20 protein-coding genes are annotated in these 21,019 nt (G+C 72.0%); 18 read left to right on the top strand and 2 right to left on the bottom strand.

Annotation, left to right across the window (positions count from 1 at the left end; translation table 11 throughout):
- Positions 1–80: 80 nt before the first annotated feature.
- From AB0O40_RS21550 to fbaA, 7 genes are all read left to right on the top strand, one after another.
- Positions 81–335 carry a hypothetical protein gene (locus AB0O40_RS21550; RefSeq protein ID WP_365043908.1) on the top strand — a complete coding sequence of 85 codons (255 nt, stop codon included), beginning with the start codon at positions 81–83 and terminating at the stop codon, positions 333–335.
- A 413-nt stretch (positions 336–748) separates the two neighbouring features.
- On the top strand, positions 749–1,288 hold the full coding sequence (locus AB0O40_RS21545) for a DUF2617 family protein (RefSeq protein ID WP_365043905.1): 540 nt from the start codon (positions 749–751) through the stop codon (positions 1,286–1,288).
- Positions 1,289–1,477: 189 nt separating this feature from the next.
- A complete protein-coding gene (locus AB0O40_RS21540; RefSeq protein ID WP_365043949.1) occupies positions 1,478–3,079 on the top strand; it encodes a polyamine aminopropyltransferase in 1,602 nt (533 codons plus the stop codon).
- Between the two features lie 39 nt (positions 3,080–3,118).
- Positions 3,119–4,069, top strand: coding sequence for an SRPBCC domain-containing protein (locus tag AB0O40_RS21535; RefSeq protein ID WP_365043902.1), 951 nt, complete (start codon positions 3,119–3,121; stop codon positions 4,067–4,069).
- 74 nt (positions 4,070–4,143) lie between these two features.
- A complete protein-coding gene (locus tag AB0O40_RS21530; protein ID WP_365043899.1) occupies positions 4,144–4,929 on the top strand; it encodes an aldose 1-epimerase in 786 nt (261 codons plus the stop codon).
- A 29-nt stretch (positions 4,930–4,958) separates the two neighbouring features.
- Positions 4,959–5,498, top strand: coding sequence for an orotate phosphoribosyltransferase (gene pyrE, locus AB0O40_RS21525; protein ID WP_365043897.1), 540 nt, complete (start codon positions 4,959–4,961; stop codon positions 5,496–5,498).
- A 246-nt stretch (positions 5,499–5,744) separates the two neighbouring features.
- Positions 5,745–6,767, top strand: coding sequence for a class II fructose-bisphosphate aldolase (gene fbaA, locus AB0O40_RS21520; protein ID WP_365043894.1), 1,023 nt, complete (start codon positions 5,745–5,747; stop codon positions 6,765–6,767).
- 271 nt (positions 6,768–7,038) lie between these two features.
- Here fbaA and AB0O40_RS21515 read toward each other — a convergent pair whose 3' ends face one another.
- Positions 7,039–7,458: a DUF3151 domain-containing protein gene (locus tag AB0O40_RS21515; protein WP_365043891.1), complete on the bottom strand. Its 420-nt coding sequence runs from the start codon at positions 7,456–7,458 to the stop codon at positions 7,039–7,041.
- A 191-nt stretch (positions 7,459–7,649) separates the two neighbouring features.
- Between AB0O40_RS21515 and AB0O40_RS21510 the strand changes: the two genes are divergently transcribed.
- Together AB0O40_RS21510 and kynU are read left to right on the top strand one after the other, a co-directional pair.
- On the top strand, positions 7,650–8,495 hold the full coding sequence (locus AB0O40_RS21510) for a tryptophan 2,3-dioxygenase (protein ID WP_365043888.1): 846 nt from the start codon (positions 7,650–7,652) through the stop codon (positions 8,493–8,495).
- Entirely contained in the window at positions 8,488–9,708 is a 1,221-nt protein-coding gene (kynU, locus tag AB0O40_RS21505; RefSeq protein WP_365043885.1) for a kynureninase, read from the top strand. The genes AB0O40_RS21510 and kynU overlap by 8 nt, the downstream gene beginning before the upstream one ends.
- Positions 9,709–10,134: 426 nt before the next feature.
- Here kynU and AB0O40_RS21500 read toward each other — a convergent pair whose 3' ends face one another.
- A complete protein-coding gene (locus AB0O40_RS21500; protein ID WP_365043882.1) occupies positions 10,135–10,743 on the bottom strand; it encodes a hypothetical protein in 609 nt (202 codons plus the stop codon).
- A gap of 285 nt (positions 10,744–11,028) precedes the next feature.
- Between AB0O40_RS21500 and AB0O40_RS21495 the strand changes: the two genes are divergently transcribed.
- The 9 genes from AB0O40_RS21495 (at position 11,029) to AB0O40_RS21455 (ending at position 20,973) form a co-directional block, all read left to right on the top strand.
- Positions 11,029–11,802, top strand: coding sequence for an enhanced serine sensitivity protein SseB (locus tag AB0O40_RS21495; RefSeq protein WP_365043879.1), 774 nt, complete (start codon positions 11,029–11,031; stop codon positions 11,800–11,802).
- A 94-nt stretch (positions 11,803–11,896) separates the two neighbouring features.
- Positions 11,897–12,637, top strand: coding sequence for an enhanced serine sensitivity protein SseB C-terminal domain-containing protein (locus tag AB0O40_RS21490; protein WP_365043876.1), 741 nt, complete (start codon positions 11,897–11,899; stop codon positions 12,635–12,637).
- A gap of 512 nt (positions 12,638–13,149) precedes the next feature.
- Positions 13,150–14,139, top strand: coding sequence for an ABC transporter permease (locus AB0O40_RS21485; RefSeq protein ID WP_365043873.1), 990 nt, complete (start codon positions 13,150–13,152; stop codon positions 14,137–14,139).
- Between the two features lie 48 nt (positions 14,140–14,187).
- Positions 14,188–15,945 carry an ABC transporter substrate-binding protein gene (locus AB0O40_RS21480; RefSeq protein ID WP_365043870.1) on the top strand — a complete coding sequence of 586 codons (1,758 nt, stop codon included), beginning with the start codon at positions 14,188–14,190 and terminating at the stop codon, positions 15,943–15,945.
- A 117-nt stretch (positions 15,946–16,062) separates the two neighbouring features.
- Positions 16,063–17,064: an ABC transporter permease gene (locus tag AB0O40_RS21475; RefSeq protein ID WP_365043868.1), complete on the top strand. Its 1,002-nt coding sequence runs from the start codon at positions 16,063–16,065 to the stop codon at positions 17,062–17,064.
- A gap of 59 nt (positions 17,065–17,123) precedes the next feature.
- Positions 17,124–18,182: an ABC transporter ATP-binding protein gene (locus AB0O40_RS21470; protein WP_365043946.1), complete on the top strand. Its 1,059-nt coding sequence runs from the start codon at positions 17,124–17,126 to the stop codon at positions 18,180–18,182.
- Positions 18,183–18,187: 5 nt separating this feature from the next.
- Positions 18,188–19,285 (top strand): dipeptide ABC transporter ATP-binding protein, encoded by a 1,098-nt coding sequence (locus tag AB0O40_RS21465; RefSeq protein ID WP_365043865.1) that lies wholly within the window; start codon positions 18,188–18,190, stop codon positions 19,283–19,285.
- 69 nt (positions 19,286–19,354) lie between these two features.
- On the top strand, positions 19,355–20,032 hold the full coding sequence (locus AB0O40_RS21460; protein WP_365043862.1) for a trimeric intracellular cation channel family protein: 678 nt from the start codon (positions 19,355–19,357) through the stop codon (positions 20,030–20,032).
- 83 nt (positions 20,033–20,115) lie between these two features.
- Positions 20,116–20,973, top strand: a complete 858-nt coding sequence (locus AB0O40_RS21455; RefSeq protein WP_365043859.1) for a thioesterase family protein — start codon at positions 20,116–20,118, stop codon at positions 20,971–20,973.
- Positions 20,974–21,019: the final 46 nt, after the last annotated feature.

The following is a 21,019-nucleotide window of genomic DNA, read 5'->3' as shown; positions in this document are numbered from 1 at the left end:
CGGGCATCCCCCTGGCAACGCGGGCCCGGGGGGCCCGCTCCCGGGGGACCGGGTGACGGGGGAGGGGCACGGAGATGGCCATGTTCCTGGTTTTCGCAGTGGTGATCGCGGTGATCGTGTTCTCCGCGGTGTCCGGAAAGAAGAAGAGCAAGGGCGGGGCGGTCCGCAAGGGCCACAGCCGCTCGCGCCGGGGCGGTTCCAGCAGCTGGTGGGACGGCGGCGGTTCGTCCTGCGGGGGATCGTCCTCCTGCGGTGGCGGTCACTCGTGTGGCGGCGGGTCCTCCTGCGGGGGCGGCTCGTCCTGCGGGGGCGGCGGCTGCGGGGGCGGCAGCTGAGGGGCGCGGCGGGCCGGGCCGTTAGCCGGTTCGGGTGGTTCGGCAGCACGCTTCGAGCGGCTGTGGACGGCGGTTCGAGCTGACACGGGGCAGCGGCGGACCGCGTACGGGGCGACGTCCGGCGGGGTCTTCGGGGAAGTGGCTGGAGGAGGCCGTAACTACCGCTGGGCGTCGTCCTGTTGAACAGGTGAACTGGATAGCCCCCGAGGGGATGTAAACCACGTCAAGTTGGGTAAAAACGCTGTGTGCGCCGCGCCTTTCATGATTCCCTCGGTTGAGTAGACCAGTCCTCGGACCTCCTGGGACTTCCTGTGGACCCGAGCCGGAGAACCCCGCAAGAGCTGCTTTCCGGCCGGGGCCCCGCTCGGTGCCGCAGCCGGCCCACTTCCCTCGCGCGTTTGCGGAGCCGACTCATGCTCACGACCCTCAAGACCACGTACACCGACACGCGTGCCGCCGACCTCGCCTGGGCCCTGGGCCGGGACCCGCTGCCCGCCCTGGCCGTCATGAAGCTCGAACTCGCGGGGGCCAAGGTCGAATTGCGCCTGCTCGGCGCCTCCCACCAGGTGCTGCTGGAGGAGGGGGACGTCCTCTGTTCGGAGACGGTCGCCTGCATGCCGGGCAGCAGCACGCCGCTGCCGCTCGGCGTCGCCAAGCGGGTGGGCGACTGGGAGTACGAGTTCGCGGCGCGGGTGGAAACCCTTTCGCAGGGCTCGTTCGCCGGGCGGGCCCAGGAGCTGCTGGCCCTGGTCGCGGACCACCCGAACGGCCTCGCCGGCACCTTTCCCGGCAGCCCGCACGCCTTCACCGCCATGCTCGTCCAGCGGCACGAGGGCCAGGTGCGCTGGCGCACCTGGCACGCCTACCCGCAGGAGGGCCAACTGGTCGCCACCCGCACCCGGGTCGGCGTACGGGTGGCGGCCGCCAGCGCGCAGGTGGCTCCGGCCCTGTGACGTACGTACCGCCAACTGGCTGACACAGTGCGCCGGTTGCACCCATGTGGGTGACGGGGTGCGAGCATGCCGTGACGTACGGTTCGGTTCATGATCGACCGTTCCCCTCCCGTTGGCGGGGAGGCCCCGAGCGCACCGGCCGCCTCCGGCGGGTCCCCGGCGCCGGAGCCGCGGGCAGCCGCGTCCCCGATGCCGGAGCCGGAGCCGACCGCGGCCCCGACGGCGGCCCTGCCCGTACGGCCCCGGACCGGCCGGCTGCTGGTCCTCGCCACCGTGTTCGTCTGCGCGGCCTGCGGACTCGTGTACGAGCTGGAGCTGCTGGCGCTCGCGTCCTACCTGATCGGCGACTCCGTCACCCAGGCCTCCGTCGTGCTCTCCGTGATGGTCTTCGCGATGGGCGTCGGCTCGCTGCTGGCCAAGCGCCTGCGCCGGCGGCCGGCCGCCGGCTTCGGCGCCGTCGAGGCGGGCCTCGCCCTGATCGGGGGCCTGTCGGCCATAGCCCTCTACGCCTGCTTCGCCTGGCTGGGCGAGTCGAGACCCGCGCTGGTGGCCTTCTCGCTGGCCATCGGGGTGCTGATCGGCGCCGAGATCCCGCTGCTGATGACGCTGATCCAGCGGGTCCGGCGGCAGGACGCGGGCGGCGCGGTCGCCGACCTCTTCGCCGCCGACTACGTGGGCGCGCTGGTCGGCGGCCTGGCCTTCCCCTTCCTGCTGCTGCCGATGCTGGGGCAGCTGACCGGCGCGATGCTGACCGGCGCGGTCAACGCCGCGGCCGGCGGGGCGCTGGTGCTGTGGCTGTTCCGCGGGGACCTCAGCCGCCGGGCCCGCTGGCTGCTGCTGGTCGCCAACGTCACCGTGCTGGCCGTGCTGGCCTGCGCCACGGCGCTGGCCGACGACTTCGAGCGGGTGGCCCGGCGCGCGGTCTACGGCGGCGAGGTCCGGGTGGCCGTCCAGACGGACGTGCAGGAACTGGTGGTCACCGGCCCCTCCCGGGGGTCGCCGCGCAGCCTCGACCTGTACCTCGACGGCCGGCTGCGGGTCTCCGGCTACGACGAGCACCGCTACCACGAAGCCCTGGTGCACCCCGCGATGAACGGCCCGCACGCCCGGGTGCTGGTGCTCGGCGGCGGGGACGGGCTGGCCGCCCGGGAGGTGCTGCGCTACCCGGACGTGCGGTCGGTGACCGTGGTGGAGCTGGACCCGGGGGTGGTCCGACTGGCCCGCACCGACCCGATGCTCTCCGCCCTCAACGCCCACGTCTACGGCGACCCCCGGCTGCGGGTGGTCACCGCGGACGCCTTCGGCTGGCTGCGCGCCGGCGGCGACGGGATCGCGTACGACGTGGTGATCTCCGACCTGCCGGATCCGGGGATCACGCCCAGCACCAAGCTGTACTCGCAGGAGTTCTACGGCCTGGTGGCGCGCTCGCTGCGGCCGGGCGGCCGGATCGGGGTGCACGCCGGGCCGCTCACCAGCCGCCCGCACACCTTCTGGACGGTCGAGGCGACCCTGCGGGCGGCCGGGCTGGCGACCCGGCCCTATGCCGCGGGCGGCCGGCTCTCCGGCTTCTCGGCCGGCCCGGACCGCTCCTCCGGCCGGGGCCGGGCCCCGCAGGACTGGGGGTTCGTGCTGGCCGGCCGGGGGCAGCCGCCGGCCCTGGGGATCCGGCGGGACACCGCCTGGCTGCGCTCGCTCTCGCTGGCCGGCCTCGCGGCGGCCTCCCGGGACGCCGAGCGCACCCGCATCCCGGGCCTGCCCCCTTCGACGCTGCCACATCCCCGCTACACGTAACCGGTGCGAAAGCCGCCCGCGTGGGTAGGCTCGGTTTCCATGGAGCATCAGGTGTTCGTACCGGTGACCGTGGACCCCCTCCGAGCCGTGTTGCGGGATCCCGCACGGGTGGCGCGCTGCGTGCCCGGGCTCCAGCGGGACGCCGAGGCGACCGCGGGGCCGCTGGCCGGCCGGCTCAAGGTACGGGTGGCCGGCCACACGGTCACCTACCGCGGGGCGCTGGCCGTGACCGAGGCGGCCGGCGGGTCCGGCGACTCCTTCCTCGTCTCGGGCCGGGGCGCCGAGGTGCGCGGGCCCGGCACGGTCGTACTGACCCTGCGGCTGGGGCTGCGGGCGGACGGCGAGGGCACCTGGATGGACTTCTCCGGCGGCGCGGACGTGGCGGGCCGGGCGGCCGACTTCCCGCCCGAGGCCGCCCTCTCCGCCGTGCACCGGCTGCTGGACCGGGCGGGCGCCGCGCTGGGCGTGGAGGCGTCCCGCACCCCGGCCGGCGGCGGCCTGGCCGCGGCGGTGCCGGCCGGTGCCGGCCTCGGCGACGACGGCCCGCAGGACGACGGCGCGGACGAGGACGACCTGGCCGACGACGGCCTGCGCGACGACGTTTTCTCGGCTCCGGGACCGGCCGGGGACGGCCCGGAGGACTCGGACGCCCCCTCGGACGAGGACGACGCGCCGGCCGGGGCCGCCGCGGGCCGGTCCGCGGTCTTCGACGCCGAGGTGCCGCCGCCGGCCCTCGACCCGGCCCTCGACCCCTTCCGGGAGGACGACTTCGGCACCCGGGTGCCCGCCGAGGCCGCCCACGCCCGCCGCACGATGATCGGCCGCAGCGCGGAGGAGGTGGACCACGCGCCCCCGCGCGGCCGGTACGCCCCCGTCCCCGCCCCGGAGGCCGGCGGGGCGGCCGGCACCCTGCGCTGGGCGGCCCCGGCGGCGGCCCTCGCCGTCGCCTCCGCCGTGGTGGTCGTACGGGCGCTGCGCCGCCGCAACTGACCCGCCGGCACTGACCCGCCAAGGCCCGGCCGCCGCTGGTCCGTTCCGCGAGGGCGGGACCGTAGGGTCGGGGTATGACTACGCAACTGACTGCGGGCGGCGTGGATGTGGTCGTCGATCAGGGGAACGGCTGCCGGATCAGCAGCCTGCGCATCGACGGCACGGAGCTGCTGCGCCAGGGGGACCACTACGGCGCTTTCCCGATGGTGCCCTGGTGCGGACGGGTCCGCGAGGGGCGCTTCCGCAACGGCGCCGCCGAGCACCAGCTGCCGCTGAACTCCCCGCCGCACGCCATCCACGGCTACGGCCGGGAGAGCGCCTGGAAGCAGGTGCGGCACGAGGCGCGGGAGGCGGCCTTCGTCTACGACCTGCGCGACCCCTGGCCCTACAGCGGCCGGGTCACCCAGACCGTGGAGCTCACCGAGGAGTCCCTGACCCTGGCGATGGGCGTGGAGACGTACGGCGACTCCTTCCCCGCGCAGGCCGGCTGGCACCCGTGGTTCCTGCGCCGGCTCGCCGAGGGCGAGGAGGAGGTCCGGGTGGACTTCGCCCCGGCCTGGCAGGAGGAGCGGGGGGCCGACCACCTGCCCACCGGGCGCCGGATCGACCCGCTGCCGGGCCCTTGGGACGACTGCTTCGGCATGCCGGACGGCGTGGCGGTCACCCTGACCTGGCCCGGGCGGCTGGAGTTGAAGGTCACCAGCCGCGCCGAATGGGTGGTCGTCTACGACGAGCAGGCCGAGGCGGTCTGCGTCGAGCCCCAGTCGGGCCCGCCCAACGGCCTCAACACCCTGCCCCGGCTGGTCACCCCGGTCGACCCCCTGGAGGTCGCCACCACCTGGACCTGGCGCCGTCTCTAGGCCCGGGCGCAGGCCCTAAGCTCGTGGGCATGAGTGACGTACGTGGTGAGCTGCTGCAGCAGATCAAGGACAAGGCCGTGGTGCACGGCAAGGTCATCCTCTCTTCGGGTCGTGAGGCCGACTACTACATCGACCTGCGCCGGGTGACCCTCGACGGCGTGGCCGCCCCGATGGTCGGCCAGGTCATGCTCGACCTCACCGCCGAGCTCGACTTCGACTGCGTCGGCGGCCTGACCCTGGGCGCCGACCCGGTCGCCACCTCGATGCTGCACGCCTCCGCCGCGCGCGGGCAGCGGCTGGACGCCTTCGTGGTCCGCAAGGCCCAGAAGGCGCACGGCATGCAGCGCCGTATCGAGGGCGCCGACGTCAAGGGCCGCCGCTGCCTGGTGGTCGAGGACACCTCCACCACCGGCGGTTCGCCGCTGACCGCGGTCGAGGCGGTGCGCGAGGCGGGCGGCGAGGTCGTGGCCGTGGCGACGATCGTGGACCGCGGCGCGGCCGACGCCATCGCCGGGGCGGGCCTGACGTACCTCACCGGCTACCAGCTGGACGATCTCGGCCTGAGCTGAGCCCCTCGATCCAGCTCCGGGCAAGTCATGACTTAGGTCCCGCTGAGCCGGGGAACAGGCCCTGAGCTGCCCTTATTCACGCAAGGCGGAGTGTTTCACGTGAAACACTCCGCCTTGCGTGCGTGTGGCGTGGACGTGCCGGGTGGACGGGCCCCGAGAGTCTGGAAGGATAGGCGCGACGGTGACGTCACTCCCAGGTCAGGGTCTGAACAGCAATCCACCTGCACATCACTTAGGAGCGGACAGATGCCCATCGCAACCCCCGAGGTCTACAACGAGATGCTCGACCGGGCGAAGGCTGGCAAGTTCGCCTACCCGGCGATCAACGTGACCTCGACCCAGACCCTGCACGCGGCCCTGCGCGGCTTCGCGGAGGCCGAGAGCGACGGCATCATCCAGATCTCCACCGGTGGTGCGGAGTTCCTGGGCGGCCAGTACAACAAGGACATGGTGACCGGCGCCGTCGCCCTGGCCGAGTTCGCCCACATCGTGGCCGCGAAGTACGACATCACCGTCGCGCTGCACACGGACCACTGCCCCAAGGACAAGCTGGACGGCTACGTCCGCCCGCTCCTCGAGGTCTCCGCCGAGCGCGTGGCCAAGGGCCTGAACCCGCTCTTCCAGTCGCACATGTGGGACGGCTCCGCCGAGACCCTGTCCGACAACCTGGCCATCGGCCAGGAGCTGCTGGCGAAGGCCGCCGCCGCCAAGATCATCCTCGAGGTCGAGATCACCCCGACCGGTGGCGAGGAGGACGGCGTCAGCCACGAGATCAACGACGAGCTGTACACCACCGTCGACGACGCGATCCGCACCGCCGAGGCCCTGGGCCTGGGCGAGAAGGGCCGCTACCTGCTCGCCGCCTCCTTCGGCAACGTGCACGGCGTCTACAAGCCGGGCAACGTGGTCCTGCGCCCCGAGCTCCTCAAGGACCTCCAGGCCGGTGTGGGCGAGAAGTACGGCAAGTCCTCGCCGTTCGACTTCGTCTTCCACGGCGGCTCGGGCTCCACGGCTGAGGAGATCGCCACCGCGCTGGAGAACGGCGTCGTGAAGATGAACCTCGACACCGACACCCAGTACGCCTTCACCCGCCCGGTCGCGGACCACATGTTCCGCAACTACGACGGTGTCCTGAAGGTCGACGGCGAGGTCGGCACGAAGTCCACCTACGACCCGCGCACCTGGGGCAAGCTCGCCGAGGCCGGCATGGCCAAGCGCGTCACCGAGGCCTGCGCCAACCTGCGCTCCACCGGCACCAAGCTGAAGTAACCGGCACCGGGATCCGTCCCGGTCGCAGGCTCCGCGCGAAGGGCCCCGCGGTCACCCACCGGTGACCGCGGGGCCCTTCGTCATGCGGTCCTCAAGCTGCCCTCAAGCCGCCGTCAGCCCTGGTCGGGGCGGTGTCCGGGCAATCTCCCGCGGAGGTGACATTGCCTGCGACCGCCGGATGCAGCCCTCCGGTCCGGCGTCCCACGATGGACGCCATGACCACGACCACACGGCCCTCCGACTCGGGCTGGACGAACTTCGCCGGGACCCGCTACTTCTTCAGCTCGGCGAAGGCCTCGGCGCTGCTGTCCTGAAGGAACTGCCAGCAGCGCTCGGTCTCGTCCTTCTCCTCGATCGAGCCCGCGGCCCGCGCCAGCGCGGCCAGGCAGCGCAGGAAACCGCGGTTGGCCTGGTGGCTCCACGGGATCGGGCCGTGGCCCTTCCAGCCGGACCGGCGCAGGGCGTCCAGGCCGCGGTGGTAGCCGGTGCGGGCGTAGGCGTAGGACTCGACCACCCGGCCGGCCTCGAAGGCGTCCTCGGCGAGCACCGCCCAGGCGAGCGAGAAGGTGGGGAACTGCGCCACGACCTCGGCCGCCGGCCGGGCCTCCTCGCCGAGCAGGCGGTAGGCCTCGTCGTTCTCGGGCAGGTAGGTCGGCTCCGGGCCGCCCAGCAGGTTCTTGTGCGTCGTCATGCCCGAAGTCTGCCACCTGCGTCCCGCCGCACCGGGCCTCCCCGGAGGCTCGCCGGAGCCCCGGAACGTGAGCCGGATCACCCCGGGACAGGCCGGAAGTGCGGGCTTATGATGCCCGCAGGGGACCGGGGCTCCACGACCACCAGGAAGGAGCGGACCGCTACCCGGAAGCTCGTGTCGAGGAGACAGCGATGTCGCACGCCCTTGATGCCTCCGGAGCCGGTTCGGACACCCCGAACCTCGACTTCGCCGGCACCACCCCCTACGAGGACTACGTCCAGGCGGACGTCCTCACCCACCTCCAGCACCCGCTCTCGGACGACCCGGGTGAGATGGTCTTCCTGGTCACCACCCAGGTCATGGAGCTGTGGTTCACCGTCATCGTCCACGAGTGGGAGACCGCCGCGCGGGCCCTGCGCGAGGACGACCTCGGCGTCGCCATGGACGCCCTCGCCCGCTCCTGCCGCGAGCTGGAGGCGCTGAACGCCTCCTGGCGGCCCCTGATCAACCTCACCCCCGCGCAGTTCAACGCGTACCGCAGCGCGCTCGGCGAGGGCTCCGGCTTCCAGTCCGCGATGTACCGCCGGATGGAGTTCCTGCTCGGCGAGAAGTCCGCCTCCATGCTGGTGCCGCACCGCGGCGCGCCGCGGGTCCACGCCGAACTGGAGAAGGCCCTCCAGGAGCCCAGCCTCTACGACGAGGTGCTGCGGCTGCTGGCCCGGCGCGGGCTGCCGGTCCCGGAGTCCGTGCTGGAGCGGGACCTGTCCCAGCGGTACGAGCCGGTGGCCGAGGTCGAGGCGGTGTGGGCCGGCATCTACGGCTCCGACGACCAGCACGGCGAGCTGGTCCGGCTGGGCGAGGCGCTCACGGACGTGGGCGAGCTGGTCTGGCGCTGGCGCAACGACCACCTGGTCGCCACCCGCCGCGCGATGGGCGCCAAGGTCGGCACCGGCGGCTCGGCGGGCGTGGCCTGGCTCGAGAAGCGCGCCAGCAAGAACGTTTTTCCCGAGCTGTGGACGGCGCGCAGCCATGTCTGAGACCTCCTTCTCCAGCACCTCCCTCTCCATACGTGCGGCCGAGCTGGACGCCGCCGACGAACTGGGCAAGCTCCGTGAGCGCTTCCGGCTCCCCGAGGGCGTGGTCTACCTCGACGGGAACTCCCTGGGCGCCCTGCCCGCCGGGGTCCCCGGCCGGGTCGCGGACGTGGTCTCGCGCGAGTGGGGCGAACTGCTGATCCGCTCCTGGGACGAGAGCGGCTGGTGGACCGCGCCCGAGCGGATCGGCGACCGGATCGCCCCGCTGGTGGGCGCCGCGCCGGGCCGCGTCGTGGTGGGCGACTCCACCAGCGTGAACCTCTTCAAGGCGCTGGTCGGCGCCGCCCGGCTGGCCGCGGGGCGCGGTGACGCGGGCCGCACCGAACTGCTCGTGGACGCCACGACCTTCCCCACCGACGGGTACATCGCCCAGTCCGCGGCCCGGATGACCGGGCTGACCCTGGTCCCGGTCGAGCCCGCCGACCTCCCGGCGGCCCTCGGCCCGCGCACCGCCGTGGTCCTGATGAACCACGTCGACTACCGCTCCGGCCGGCTGCACGACCTGCCGGGCCTGACCGCGGCCGTGCAGGCGGCGGGCGGCCTGGCGGTCTGGGACCTCTGCCACAGCGCGGGCGCGCTGCCCGTGGGCCTGGACGAGCACCGGGTCGACCTCGCGGTGGGCTGCACGTACAAGTACCTGAACGGCGGGCCCGGTTCGCCCGCGTACCTGTACATCGCCGAGCGGCACCAGGACGCCTTCGACTCCCCGCTGCCGGGCTGGAACTCGCACGCCGAGCCCTTCGCGATGGCGCCCGGGTACGTCCCGGCCGAGGGCGCGGTGCGCGGCCGGGTCGGTACCCCGGACATCCTCTCGATGCTCGCCCTGGAGGCGGCGCTGGAGGTCTGGGAAGGGGTCTCGATCGAGGCGGTGCGCGCCAAGTCGCTGGCCCTGACGGACTTCTTCCTGGAGTGCGTGGCGGCGTACCTGCCGGCCGGCCGGGTCGAGCCGGTGACCCCGGCCGGGCACGCCGAGCGCGGCAGCCAGGTCGCCCTCCGCTGCCCCGACGCCAAGCGGCTGATGACCGAACTGATCGCTCGCGGCGTCATCGGCGACTTCCGCCACCCCGACGTCCTCCGCTTCGGCTTCACCCCGCTGTACGTCGGCTTCGCCGATGTGGAGCGGGCGGCGCGGGTGTTGGGTCACGTTTCTGGGTGATCTTGGGGTAGGGGCGGGGCGGGGCCCAGGCTTCGGGGCGCTGCCCCGGACCCCGCGCCTCAATCGCCGGCGGGGCTTGGTGTGCCGGGCCGGCAGCGGGGCTGGATCAGCCACTTCTTCGGCTGGGCTGGATCAGCCACTTCTCCGGTGGGGCGGAGATGCCCGGCCTGGCGGGGTGCAGGGGGCGGCGGCTCCGGGGGCCGGACGTGGTGTGTGGGTCCCCGCCGCTTGCGGGGGCGCGGCCTGCAGGCCCTGCGGCAGGCCCACCCCTGGGACGAGCGGCTTCGCCGTGGCCCTTCGGGCCATCCCAGGCCCGGGCCTGCCTCCGGACCAGCCTGCCACACCCCCGCAAGCGGCTCCCCACACACCACGTCCGGCCACGGCACCGCGAGCAATTGAGGGGCTTGCCCGCGGGACCGGGTGGGGTCAGTCGATCTTGATGGAGCTGACGCGGTCGTTCCAGCCGGAGCGGAGGACGCCTTCCTCGGCCCAGGCACCGGTGTTGCCGGGGTACCAGTAGCCGACGCCGTCGTTGTGCTCGGCCAGGTGCGAGGTGCAGGCGCCCACCTTGTAGGAGGACATCTGGTCGTTGAAGTTCCAGCCGTTGCTGCCGAGGTTCTGCCAGTAGCCCCGGTCCCAGAAGGACAGCACCCGGCCGCTGAAGCCGCCGTCCGCGTAGAGCCGCAGCGGCGAGGAGCAGGCCGCCAGGGCGCCGGTGGGGGCGAGCTTCGCCTCGGCCGAGGCGAGCTCGGCCGTGGTGCGGAAGCACCGGACGGTGCCGGCGGACCGCGCGATCAGACAGGCCTTGGCCGCGCCCCAGTCGCCGGCCATGTCCAGGGTGCCGCCCTCGAACCGCGCCAGGGTCGAGCCGGGGGCGGAGACGGCGGCGGCCCCCGCGGCCGGGGCCGCCTGGGCGGTGCCGGTGACCGCGATCAGGGCGGCCGCGGCGACCGCCAGGGCCACCGCGGCGGCCGCCCGGCCACCGGTACGGACGGTGCGGCCTTGCAGGTTCCCACGCTCTCGAAGGGTTCGCATCACTGCACTCCTCGCAGGTCGGGCCGGGCCCCACGCCGACGGGGGCCGGGCTGCGGTGGGAACACTAGGCCGGGGCGGTGTGGCGCCAGTGACCTCGTGGGACGGCGGAGACGGCAAGGTCCCCGGCGGGCCGTCCGGGACACTCCGGGGGAGTGTCCCGGACAGCCCGGGGCCCGGCTTCTCCCCGGATGTCGGACAGCTCCCCGCCCCGGGCCGTCCGTCCCGGTCCGCCCGGGCCCGGGCGGCGGTAGGGTCGGGGCGGCACGCGGCGGGGAGAGGAACCACATGCACAGCGGGACGCACACGCAGACCTACGGCTCCGGCTACGCCCCGGACGGCTGGCCGGCCAACGAACTCGAGGAGACCCTGACCGCCTCGCTGGGCAACCCCCAGGCCGGCGGCCGGATCCTCGAGGTGCTGGGCCGCAGCCAGGTCTGGGTGCCGCTGCCGGAGGGCGGTTCCGCGGAGAGCGGTCCGCTCACCCTGCCGACCATGGAGATCGAGGGCGTGCCCTACGTCCCGGTCTACAGCTCCCAGCAGCAGTTCACCCGCTGCGCCGGCCCCCACATGCCCTTCGCCGTGGCCCCGGCCGTCGAGTTCGCCCGCGGCCTGCCCCCGCAGCTCGGCGTGGCGGTGAACCCGGAGGGTGCCATCGGCGTCCCGCTGCCCCCGCCCGCCGTGGCCGAGCTGTGCCGGGCCGGCCGGACCGCCCTGGACGGGCCCGCCACCGGCGGCCGGGTGCGGCTCTTCGAGCCGGACTGGCAGGAGGAGCCGGTGGACTTCCTCACCGCCGCCGGCGAGGAGTTCCGCGGCACCGGCGTGGTGGCCTCGGCCCGCCGCTGCCTGGCCAGCATCGAGGGCGGCGAGCCGGTCCTCTTCGTCGGCGTGCAGTTCCTGAACTGGGAACTGGCCGACCGCAACGCCCCCATGGAGGCCCTGGGCCGGGCCCTGGCCCGGGTCCGCCCGCCGTGGCCGGTGAACCTGCTCCTGCTGGACGTGGCCCAGGACCCGGTAGGCGACTGGATGCTCGAGCGCGTGCGCCCCTTCTACCTGGCCTAGAGGCCCGTAAGCTGTTTCCGTCTCCAGCCGCACTCGTGTTCCGGCGGCCGGACCACGTCACGACGGGCGGACGAAAGACGAAGAGGGGTACCGGGTGAGTGCGTCAGGCACGGCCGGGGCGGGCCAGGTCGAGCACATGCTGCGGCAGGTGACGCCCGGGCGCTACGACAGCTACGAGGCGTTGTTGCACGCCCTGGCCGACGGCCGGGTGTGGATGCTGCTCTGGCACGGACAGCCCGGCTCGGCCGAGGCGCAGTACGGCGGCATGGAGGTCGACGGGCTCGGCTACGCGCCCTGCGTGACCTCGGCCGAGGAGCTGGCCGCCAGCGGCTGGAACCGCGCGTACGAGGTGGTCACCGGCCGCGACATCGCCCGGGCCCTCTACCCCGACCGGTGGGGGATCTGGCTCAACCCGCACGCCTCCGGCGGCGGCGTGGGCATCCCCTGGGCCGATCTGCGCCGGATCGCCACCGGCCTGGACCGGATGCCGGCCGGGCCGCTGCGGATCTCCGAGCCGGCCGTGGAGCTCCCGCAGTTCTACGCCCTGCTCACCCAGCACGCGCACGGCACCGGCGCGATCCGCTCGCTGCGCCGCGCGTGGGTGCAGCCCGCGCTGGGTTCCGCGTACCTCGCCATCGGCCTCGACCTGTACGACTCCTCCGCGCCGGCCGTCGCCTCGGTGCGCGAGACGATGCGCAAGGTGATCTCCGCGGTGCCGGACGGCCTGCCGGTGTCCACCGTCGCGCTGGCCGACGAGCACGATCCGGTCGCGATGTGGCTGCGCGCCCAGGCGCGGCCGTTCTACGACCGCGAGGCGCACGCCGCCGCGTACTAGCAGTCACCGAGGGGCCCCCGGGTCCTTCGAGTTGACCAGAATCCGAGACCCCCGTCTCGAAGGCCGTACCGGCCCCGCCGGTGCGGCCTTTTCCGTTTGCCCGGTATCGACCGAGTCGTTACCACCCAAGTTGCCCGATCGAAGCGGGAGTTGGGTGCGATGTCCGTTCCGCGAGGTACGGCCGCTCTTGATCCGCTGAGGCGATCGTACGGTCCGGATAACGGAAGACATCTAGCCACATCACGGTTGCGCATCACATCCCCGCCGGGTCTGGCGGGTGATCGCGGCGCCGATGAAGACTCCCCCCACCGGAGCAGCCGGGGCAGCCGATCACCGGCTCTTCACGTGCACTTCAGACGCGCTTTTCCAGCCACGACTGCATCTGTTTCAACTGCGCTTCACCTGGCAAGCAATCGCACCAATCGCACCAGCAGCGACACCGATGTGAACCAAGCCGCTACAGCGGCGGGCATGGGCCGGCCACCCGTCGGCCGAGAGGGGTCCCCACCACGATGACGGCACCACTGCACGACACCGCCGCGGACGAAATCGCCGCCGTCGCCGCCGACGTCCCTGCCAAGGCCATCGAAGGTCGTTCGCCCGGCAAGATCGCGTGGATGCGCCTCAAGCGCGACAAGGTCGCCCTGGCCGGCGGCTTCGTAGTGCTCTTCCTGGTCGTGGTCGCGGTCTTCGCGCCGCTGATCGTGAACCTCCTGGGCCACCCGCCGAACGAGTTCCACGAGAACATGATCGACCCGGACCTGGGCACGCCCAAGGGCAGCTTCGGTGGCATCAGTTCGGACTTCCTGCTGGGCGTCGAGCCCACCAACGGCCGCGACATGTTCAGCCGGATCGTCTACGGCTCCCGGATCTCGCTGCTGGTGGCCTTCCTGGCCGCGTTCGTCTCCGTGGTCATCGGTTCGATCCTCGGCGCCCTGGCCGGCTTCCTGGGCGGCTGGGTCGACGCGGTGATCAGCCGCACCATGGACCTGCTGCTGGCCTTCCCGCAGCTGCTCTTCACCATCGCCCTGGTCTCCGTGGTCCCCAACTCGCTGTGGGGCCTGACCGGTTCCGGCGTCCGCATGGCCGTCCTGATCGTGGTCATCGGCTTCTTCGGCTGGCCGTACATCGGCCGCATCGTGCGAGGTCAGACCATCTCGCTGCGTGAGCGCGAGTACGTCGAGGCGGCCCGCTCGCTGGGCGCCGGCCGCGGCTACATCCTCTTCAAGGAACTGCTGCCCAACCTGGTGGCGCCGATCCTCGTCTACACGACGCTGATCATCCCGACCAACATCCTCACCGAAGCGGCCCTGAGCTTCCTGGGTGCGGGCGTCAAGCCCCCCACCCCCTCCTGGGGAAAGATGCTCTCCGACGCGATCGGCATCTATGAGGCGGACCCCACGTTCATGGTGGTCCCCGGTCTCGCGATCTTCATCACCGTCCTGGCGTTCAACCTCTTCGGGGACGGGCTGCGTGACGCACTCGACCCCAAGGGCAGCTGAACCGATTCACCTGATTCACCTGAATCCATTCCCGGAGGTTGGAACACAGTGATCCGCAGAAGGCAGACCCTCGCGATCGCGGCCACGGTGGCCGCGCTCGCCCTCACCGCCACCGCGTGCAGCGACGACAAGGACAGCGGCTCGGACGCCAAGTCGAACGCCGCGTTCAACGCCGCGACCAAGGGCTTCGTCAACGTCTCCGACAAGAAGGGCGGCGAGCTCAAGCTCTGGTCGCCCCAGGACGTCGACTACCTCGACCCGGCGCGCGCCTACTACGGCTTCGTCTGGAACCTCCAGCGCCTCTACGTCCGCCAGCTGCTCGCGTACGACAGCAAGCCGGGTGCCGCGGGCACCAAGCTGGTCCCGGACCTCGCCGCGGCCCTGCCGGAGCTGAGCAACGGCGGCAAGACCTACACGCTGAAGCTCAAGGACGGCGTGAAGTTCGAGGACGGCACGCCGATCACCTCGAAGGACATCAAGTACGGCATCGAGCGCGTCTTCGCGCAGGACGTCCTCTCGGGCGGCCCGACGTACCTGATCGACGTCCTGGACCAGGGCCAGAAGTACCCCGGCCCGTACAAGGACAAGGCCGCGGACAAGCTGGGCCTGAAGTCCGTCCAGACCCCGGACGACAAGACCATCGTCTTCAACCTGGCGAAGCCCAACTCGGACTTCTCCTACCTGCTGGCGATGCCCTCCTCCTCGCCGGTCCCGATGGCCAAGGACGACGGCGCCAAGTACACCAACCACCCGGTGTCCACGGGCCCGTACAAGGTCACCTCGTTCGCCGCGAACAAGGGCGCCACCTTCGAGCGGAACCCGAACTGGGACCCGAAGACGGACACCATCCGCCGGGGCCTGCCCGACAAGGTCTCGTTCACCGTGACCACCAACCCGGAGGACATGGACCGCCGCCTGCTCAGCGGTGACATCGACCTCGCGGTCGACGGCACCGGCGTGCAGTCCGCCGCGAAGATCAAGATCCTGCGCGACGCGAAGCTCAAGAAGAACGCGGACAACCCCTTCACGGGCTACATCCGCTACTTCGCCTTCCCGCAGACGGTCAAGCCCTTCGACAACATCGAGTGCCGCAAGGCCGTCATCTACGCGGCCGACCCGACCTCGCTGCAGACCGCGCGCGGCGGCCCGACCTCGGGTGACCTCGGCGCCAACATGCTGCCCCCGGGCATCCCGGGTGCCGACAAGGCCTTCGACCCGTTCGGTCTGACCGGCGGCAAGCCGCAGGTCGACAAGGCCAAGGCCGCGCTCGCCGCCTGTGGCCAGCCGAAGGGCTTCAAGACCACGATCGCGGTCCGCAACAACCGCGCCGCCGAGGTCAAGACCGCCGAGTCCCTGCAGGCCGCGCTGAAGACCGTGGGCATCGACGCCGCGATCGACCAGTACGACGGCAAGCTCTCCTCCTCCACGATCGGTTCGCCCGAGAACGTGAAGAAGAAGGGCTACGGCATCATCGTCATGGGCTGGGGCGCCGACTACAACTCCGGTTCGGGCTTCCTGCAGCCGCTGGTCGACGGCAGCTTCATCCTGCCGAACGGCAACAACAACTACACGATGATCAACGACAAGGGCATCAACGACCTCTTCGACAAGGCCGCCGCGGCGGCCACGCCGGAGGAGGCCGCCCCGTCCTACACCGAGATCAACAAGCTCGTCATGGACAAGGCCCTGTACCTCCCGATCAACTTCGACAAGGCCTTCGTCTACCACAACCCGCGTCTGACGAACGTCTACTTCAACGACTCCATGGGCAAGATCGACCTCGCCACCGTGGGTGTCGAGAAGTAACAGCAGGACATGTGCCTTCACCACACATGCGCTAGTTCGAAGGGCAGGTGAAGGCCGCAGGCGGCGGCTGCCGTCCCCACAAGGGACGGCAGCCGTCGGCCCCGGCGGCCGACTGCAGTGCTCGTCTACCTCATTCGGCGACTGATCAACGTCGTCGCCACGCTGCTGGTGGTCTCCGCGGTCACCTTCGGCATCTTCTTTGCGGTGCCGAAACTGACCGGCAGTGACCCGGCGCTCATGTACGCCGGCCGCGAGACCAACGAAACCGCTCTTCAGGGCATCCGGGTCAAGATGGGCTTCGACAAGTCCATCCCCGAGCAGTACGGGATCTTCCTCAAGGGCATCGTCGCGGGCCGCGACTACAACCAGGGCACGGAGGTAACGCACTGCCCCGCACCGTGCTTCGGCTACTCGTTCAAGGCCGAGGAGCCGGTGTGGAACATGCTGCTGGACCGCATCCCGGTCACGCTCTCGCTGGCCAGCGGGGCCGTGGTCCTCTGGGTCGCGGGCGGCGTGCTGACCGGTGTGATCTCGGCACTGCGAAGAGGCAGCATCTGGGACCGGGTGACCATGCTCACGGCCCTGGGCGGCGTCTCGCTCCCCATCTACTTCACGGGCATGCTCGCCACCTCGGTCTTCGTCTACTCCCTGGGGTGGCTGGAGGCCAGTGACTACAAACCCCTGGTGGACGATCCGGCGGCCTGGTTCAACAGCATGATCCTGCCGTGGATCACGCTGGCGTTCCTCTTCGCCGCCACCTACGCCCGCATCACCCGCGCCACCATGCTCGAGGTGATGGGCGAGGACTACATCCGCACGGCCCGCGCCAAGGGCCTCAAGGAGAACGTGGTCATCGGGCGGCACGCCCTGCGCTCCACCCTCACCCCGGTCCTCACCCTGGTCGGCCTGGACCTCGGCGGTCTGCTCGGCGGCGCCGTGCTCACCGAGACCACCTTCAGCTTCCAGGGGCTGGGCACCGCGGCGGTCAGCGCGATCAGCACCGGCGACCTGCCCGTGATCATGGGCGTGACGCTGGTCGCCGCCTTCTTCATCGTGATGGCCAACCTGATCGTGGACATCCTGTACTCCGTCGTAGACCCGCGCGTGAGGCTGACGTGACCGAGACCCCTGTGAACGACGAAGGCGTCCCCGCGGGGACCGCCACCGGGCCGGTCGGCATCCCCGAGCAGTCCGGCCCCAGGTCCGGGGCCTTCCTCTCGGTCCGCGACCTGAAGGTGCACTTCCCGACCGACGACGGCGTGGTGAAGTCCGTCGACGGCCTCTCCTTCGACCTGGAGCGGGGCAAGACCCTCGGCATCGTGGGCGAGTCCGGCTCCGGCAAGTCGGTCAGCTCGCTGGCGATCATGGGCCTGCACCGGGCCGGTGCCAGCCGCAACCGCCCCCGCATCGAGGGCGAGATCTGGCTGGACGGCCAGGAGCTGATCACCGCCGACGCGGACGAGGTCCGCCGGCTGCGCGGCCGCAAGATGGCCATGGTCTTCCAGGACCCGCTGTCGGCGATGCACCCGTACTACTCGGTCGGCACCCAGATCGTCGAGGCGTACCGCAACCACAACGACGTCGACAAGAAGACCGCCCGCAAGCGCGCGATCGAGATGCTCGACCGGGTCGGCATCCCCGAGCCGGCCAAGCGGGTGGACGCCTACCCGCACGAGTTCTCCGGCGGCATGCGCCAGCGCGCCATGATCGCGATGGGGCTGGTCAACAACCCCGAGCTGCTGATCGCGGACGAGCCGACCACCGCCCTGGACGTCACCGTCCAGGCGCAGATCCTGGACCTCATCCGGGACCTGCAGAAGGAGTTCGGCTCCGCGGTCATCATGATCACCCACGACCTCGGCGTGGTCGCCGAGATGGCCGACGACATCCTGGTGATGTACGGCGGCCGGTGCGTGGAGCGCGGCACCGCCGAGAAGGTCTTCTACGAGCCCCGGCACCCCTACACCTGGGGTCTGCTCGGCTCCATGCCGCGCATCGACCGCGACCAGACCGAGCGGCTCATCCCGGTCAAGGGCTCGCCGCCCAGCCTCATCAACCTCCCGAGCGGCTGCGCCTTCAACCCGCGCTGCCCGTACGCGGACGTGCCCAAGGGCGGGGTCACCCGTACCCATCGGCCCGAGCTGACGGAGGACGGGAGCAAGCACTGGTCCGCCTGCCACATGTCGGCCGAGGAGCGGACCCGGATCTGGACCGAAGAGATTGCGCCGAAGCTGTGACCGACATGAAGAAGACGGACGCGGCCACCGTCCCCGCGCAGCCGGCCGGCTCGCCCGAGCCGCTGCTGAAGGTGTCCGGCCTGACGAAGCACTTCCCCATCAACAAGGGGCTGCTGCGCCGCCAGGTCGGTGCGGTCAAGGCCGTCGACGGCCTCGACTTCGAGGTGTACCCGGGTGAGACCCTGGGCGTGGTCGGCGAGTCCGGCTGCGGCAAGTCGACCATGGGCCGGCTGATCACCCGGCTGCTGGAACCGACCGGCGGCACCGTCGAGTTCGAGGGCAAGGACATCACGCACCTCGGCGTCTCGGCGATGCGCCCGATGCGCCGCGACGTCCAGATGATCTTCCAGGACCCGTACGGCTCGCTGAACCCGCGCCACACCGTCGGCACGATCATCAGCGCCCCCTTCAAGCTGCAGGGCGTCGAGCCCGAGGGCGGCCTGAAGGCCGAGGTCCAGCGGCTGCTCTCGCTGGTGGGCCTCAACCCCGAGCACTACAACCGCTACCCGCACGAGTTCTCCGGCGGCCAGCGCCAGCGCATCGGCATCGCCCGGGCGCTCGCGCTCAAGCCGAAGCTGGTGGTCGCGGACGAGCCGGTGTCGGCGCTGGACGTCTCGATCCAGGCGCAGGTGGTCAACCTGCTCGACGACCTCCAGGACGAGCTCGGGCTCACGTACGTGATCATCGCGCACGACCTGTCGGTCATCCGGCACGTCTCGGACCGCATCGCGGTGATGTACCTCGGCAAGATCGTCGAGCTCACCGACCGCAAGTCGCTGTACGAGTCCCCGATGCACCCGTACACCAAGGCGCTGCTCTCCGCGGTGCCGGTGCCGGACCCGAAGCGGCGCGGCGCCAAGAGCGGCCGGATCCTGCTCAAGGGCGACGTCCCCTCGCCGATCTCGCCGCCGAGCGGCTGCCGCTTCCACACCCGGTGCTGGAAGGCCACGCAGGTCTGCACGACCCAGGAGCCGCCGCTGGTGGCGCTCAAGACGGGTCACCAGGTCGCCTGCCACCACCCGGAGAACGCCCCGGACCAGGCGCCCGGGGACGCGGCGCTGCCCGGTGCGGAGGCGGCCGCGGACGGGACGTCCGAGGCCTGATCGGCAGTACCTGACGCCCCGCGGGCGGGCCGGGTGATCCGGCCCGTCCGCGGGGCGCACAATATTGCGGTGTTCCATGACCTGTTCAACCCGTCCGTCCAGCACGCCCTGGACCTGGCCGGCATCTTCGTCTTCGCCCTGGCGGGTGCCCTGCTCGCGGTCCGGAAGAACTTCGACGTCTTCGGCATCGCCATGCTCGCCATGGTCACCGCCCTGGGCGGCGGGCTCTTCCGCGACCTGATCATCGGGGCGGTGCCGCCGGCGGCCTTCACCGACTTCGGCTACTTCGTCACGCCGCTGGTCGCCGCCGCCCTGGTCTTCTTCCTGCACCCCGAGGTGGCCCGGATCAACCGGCTGGTCAACGTCCTCGACGCGGCCGGCCTCGGGCTCTTCTGCGTGACCGGCACCACCAAGGCGTACGACTACGGGCTCGGCCTGACCCAGTCCGCCGCGCTGGGGCTGGCCACCGCGGTCGGCGGCGGCGTGCTGCGCGACGTGCTGGCCAACGAGGTGCCCTCGCTGCTGCGGGACCGGGAGATGTACGCGGTGCCCGCGATCGTCGGGGCCGGCCTGGTCGCGGTCTTCATCTCCTTCGACGCGCTCAACGGCCTGACCGCCACCATCGCGACCGTCACCGCCTTCGGCTTCCGGCTGCTGGCCATGCACTACCACTGGCGGGCCCCCCGGGCCTGGAACCGCCGGTCGGCGGTCTCGGAGGACCCGGACGCGAACTCCGCCGGAGTGTGACGCGGGCCGGAGTGTGACGCGGACGGTGGGCCCCCGGTCAGAAAAAGCTACCGCTTAGTAGCTACCGGGGGTACATTTGAGCCATGGCACAGGTACAGGCCCAGGCAACCATCGGCGACAGCGAGTTCGACCGCGACACCGCCGTCACGCCCCGCGGCGCGGCCGAGCCGGGCGTCTACGACGCCGAGCTCTCGGCCGGCTGGACGATCATCACCGCCGTCAACGGCGGCTACCTGCTGGCCCTGGTCGGCCGCGCGCTCGCCGAGGCGCTGCCGCACCGGGACCCGATCACCGTCTCCGCCCACTACCTGACCTCCTCGGTGCCCGGCCCCGCCGTGATCCGCACCGAGCTGGTCCGCGCCGGCAACACCCTCTCCACCGGCCAGGCCTCCCTCTTCCAGTACGACGAGCAGGGCCGGGAGGTGGAGCGGATCCGCGTGCTGGCCTCGTACGGCGACCTCGCCGCCCTGCCCGACGACGTCCGCACCACCGCCACCGAGCCGGTGATGCCCGCCTTCGAGCACTGCCTGGGCCCCGAGATGGGCCCGGCGCCGATCCCCGGCAGCTCGGAGATCGTCGACCGGCTCGCGCTGCGGCTGGACCCGGCCACGGCCGGCTGGGCGGTCGGCGCCCCCTCCGGCAAGGGCGAGATGCGCGCCTGGTTCGGCCTCGCCGACGGCCGCGACGCGGACCCCTTCTCCCTGCTGCTCGCGGTGGACGCGCTGCCGCCCACCGCCTTCGACCTGGGTCTGATCGGCTGGGCGCCGACCGTCGAGCTGACCGCCCACGTCCGCCGCTTCCCGGCCCCCGGCCCGCTGCGGGTCGCCATCACCACCCGCAACGTCGCCGGCGGCTTCCTCGAGGAGGACGCCGAGGTCTGGGACAGCGCCGGCCACCTGGTCGCCCAGTCCCGCCAGCTGGCCCGCACGCCCCGGGCCTGACCTGCCGCGCCCCGGGCGCGCACCCGAACGGCACGCCGCGGACCCG

The organism is Streptomyces sp. NPDC089919 (assembly GCF_040684615.1).
Lineage (GTDB): Bacteria > Actinomycetota > Actinomycetes > Streptomycetales > Streptomycetaceae > Streptomyces.
This window is presented reverse-complemented; position numbering and strand designations above follow the sequence as displayed.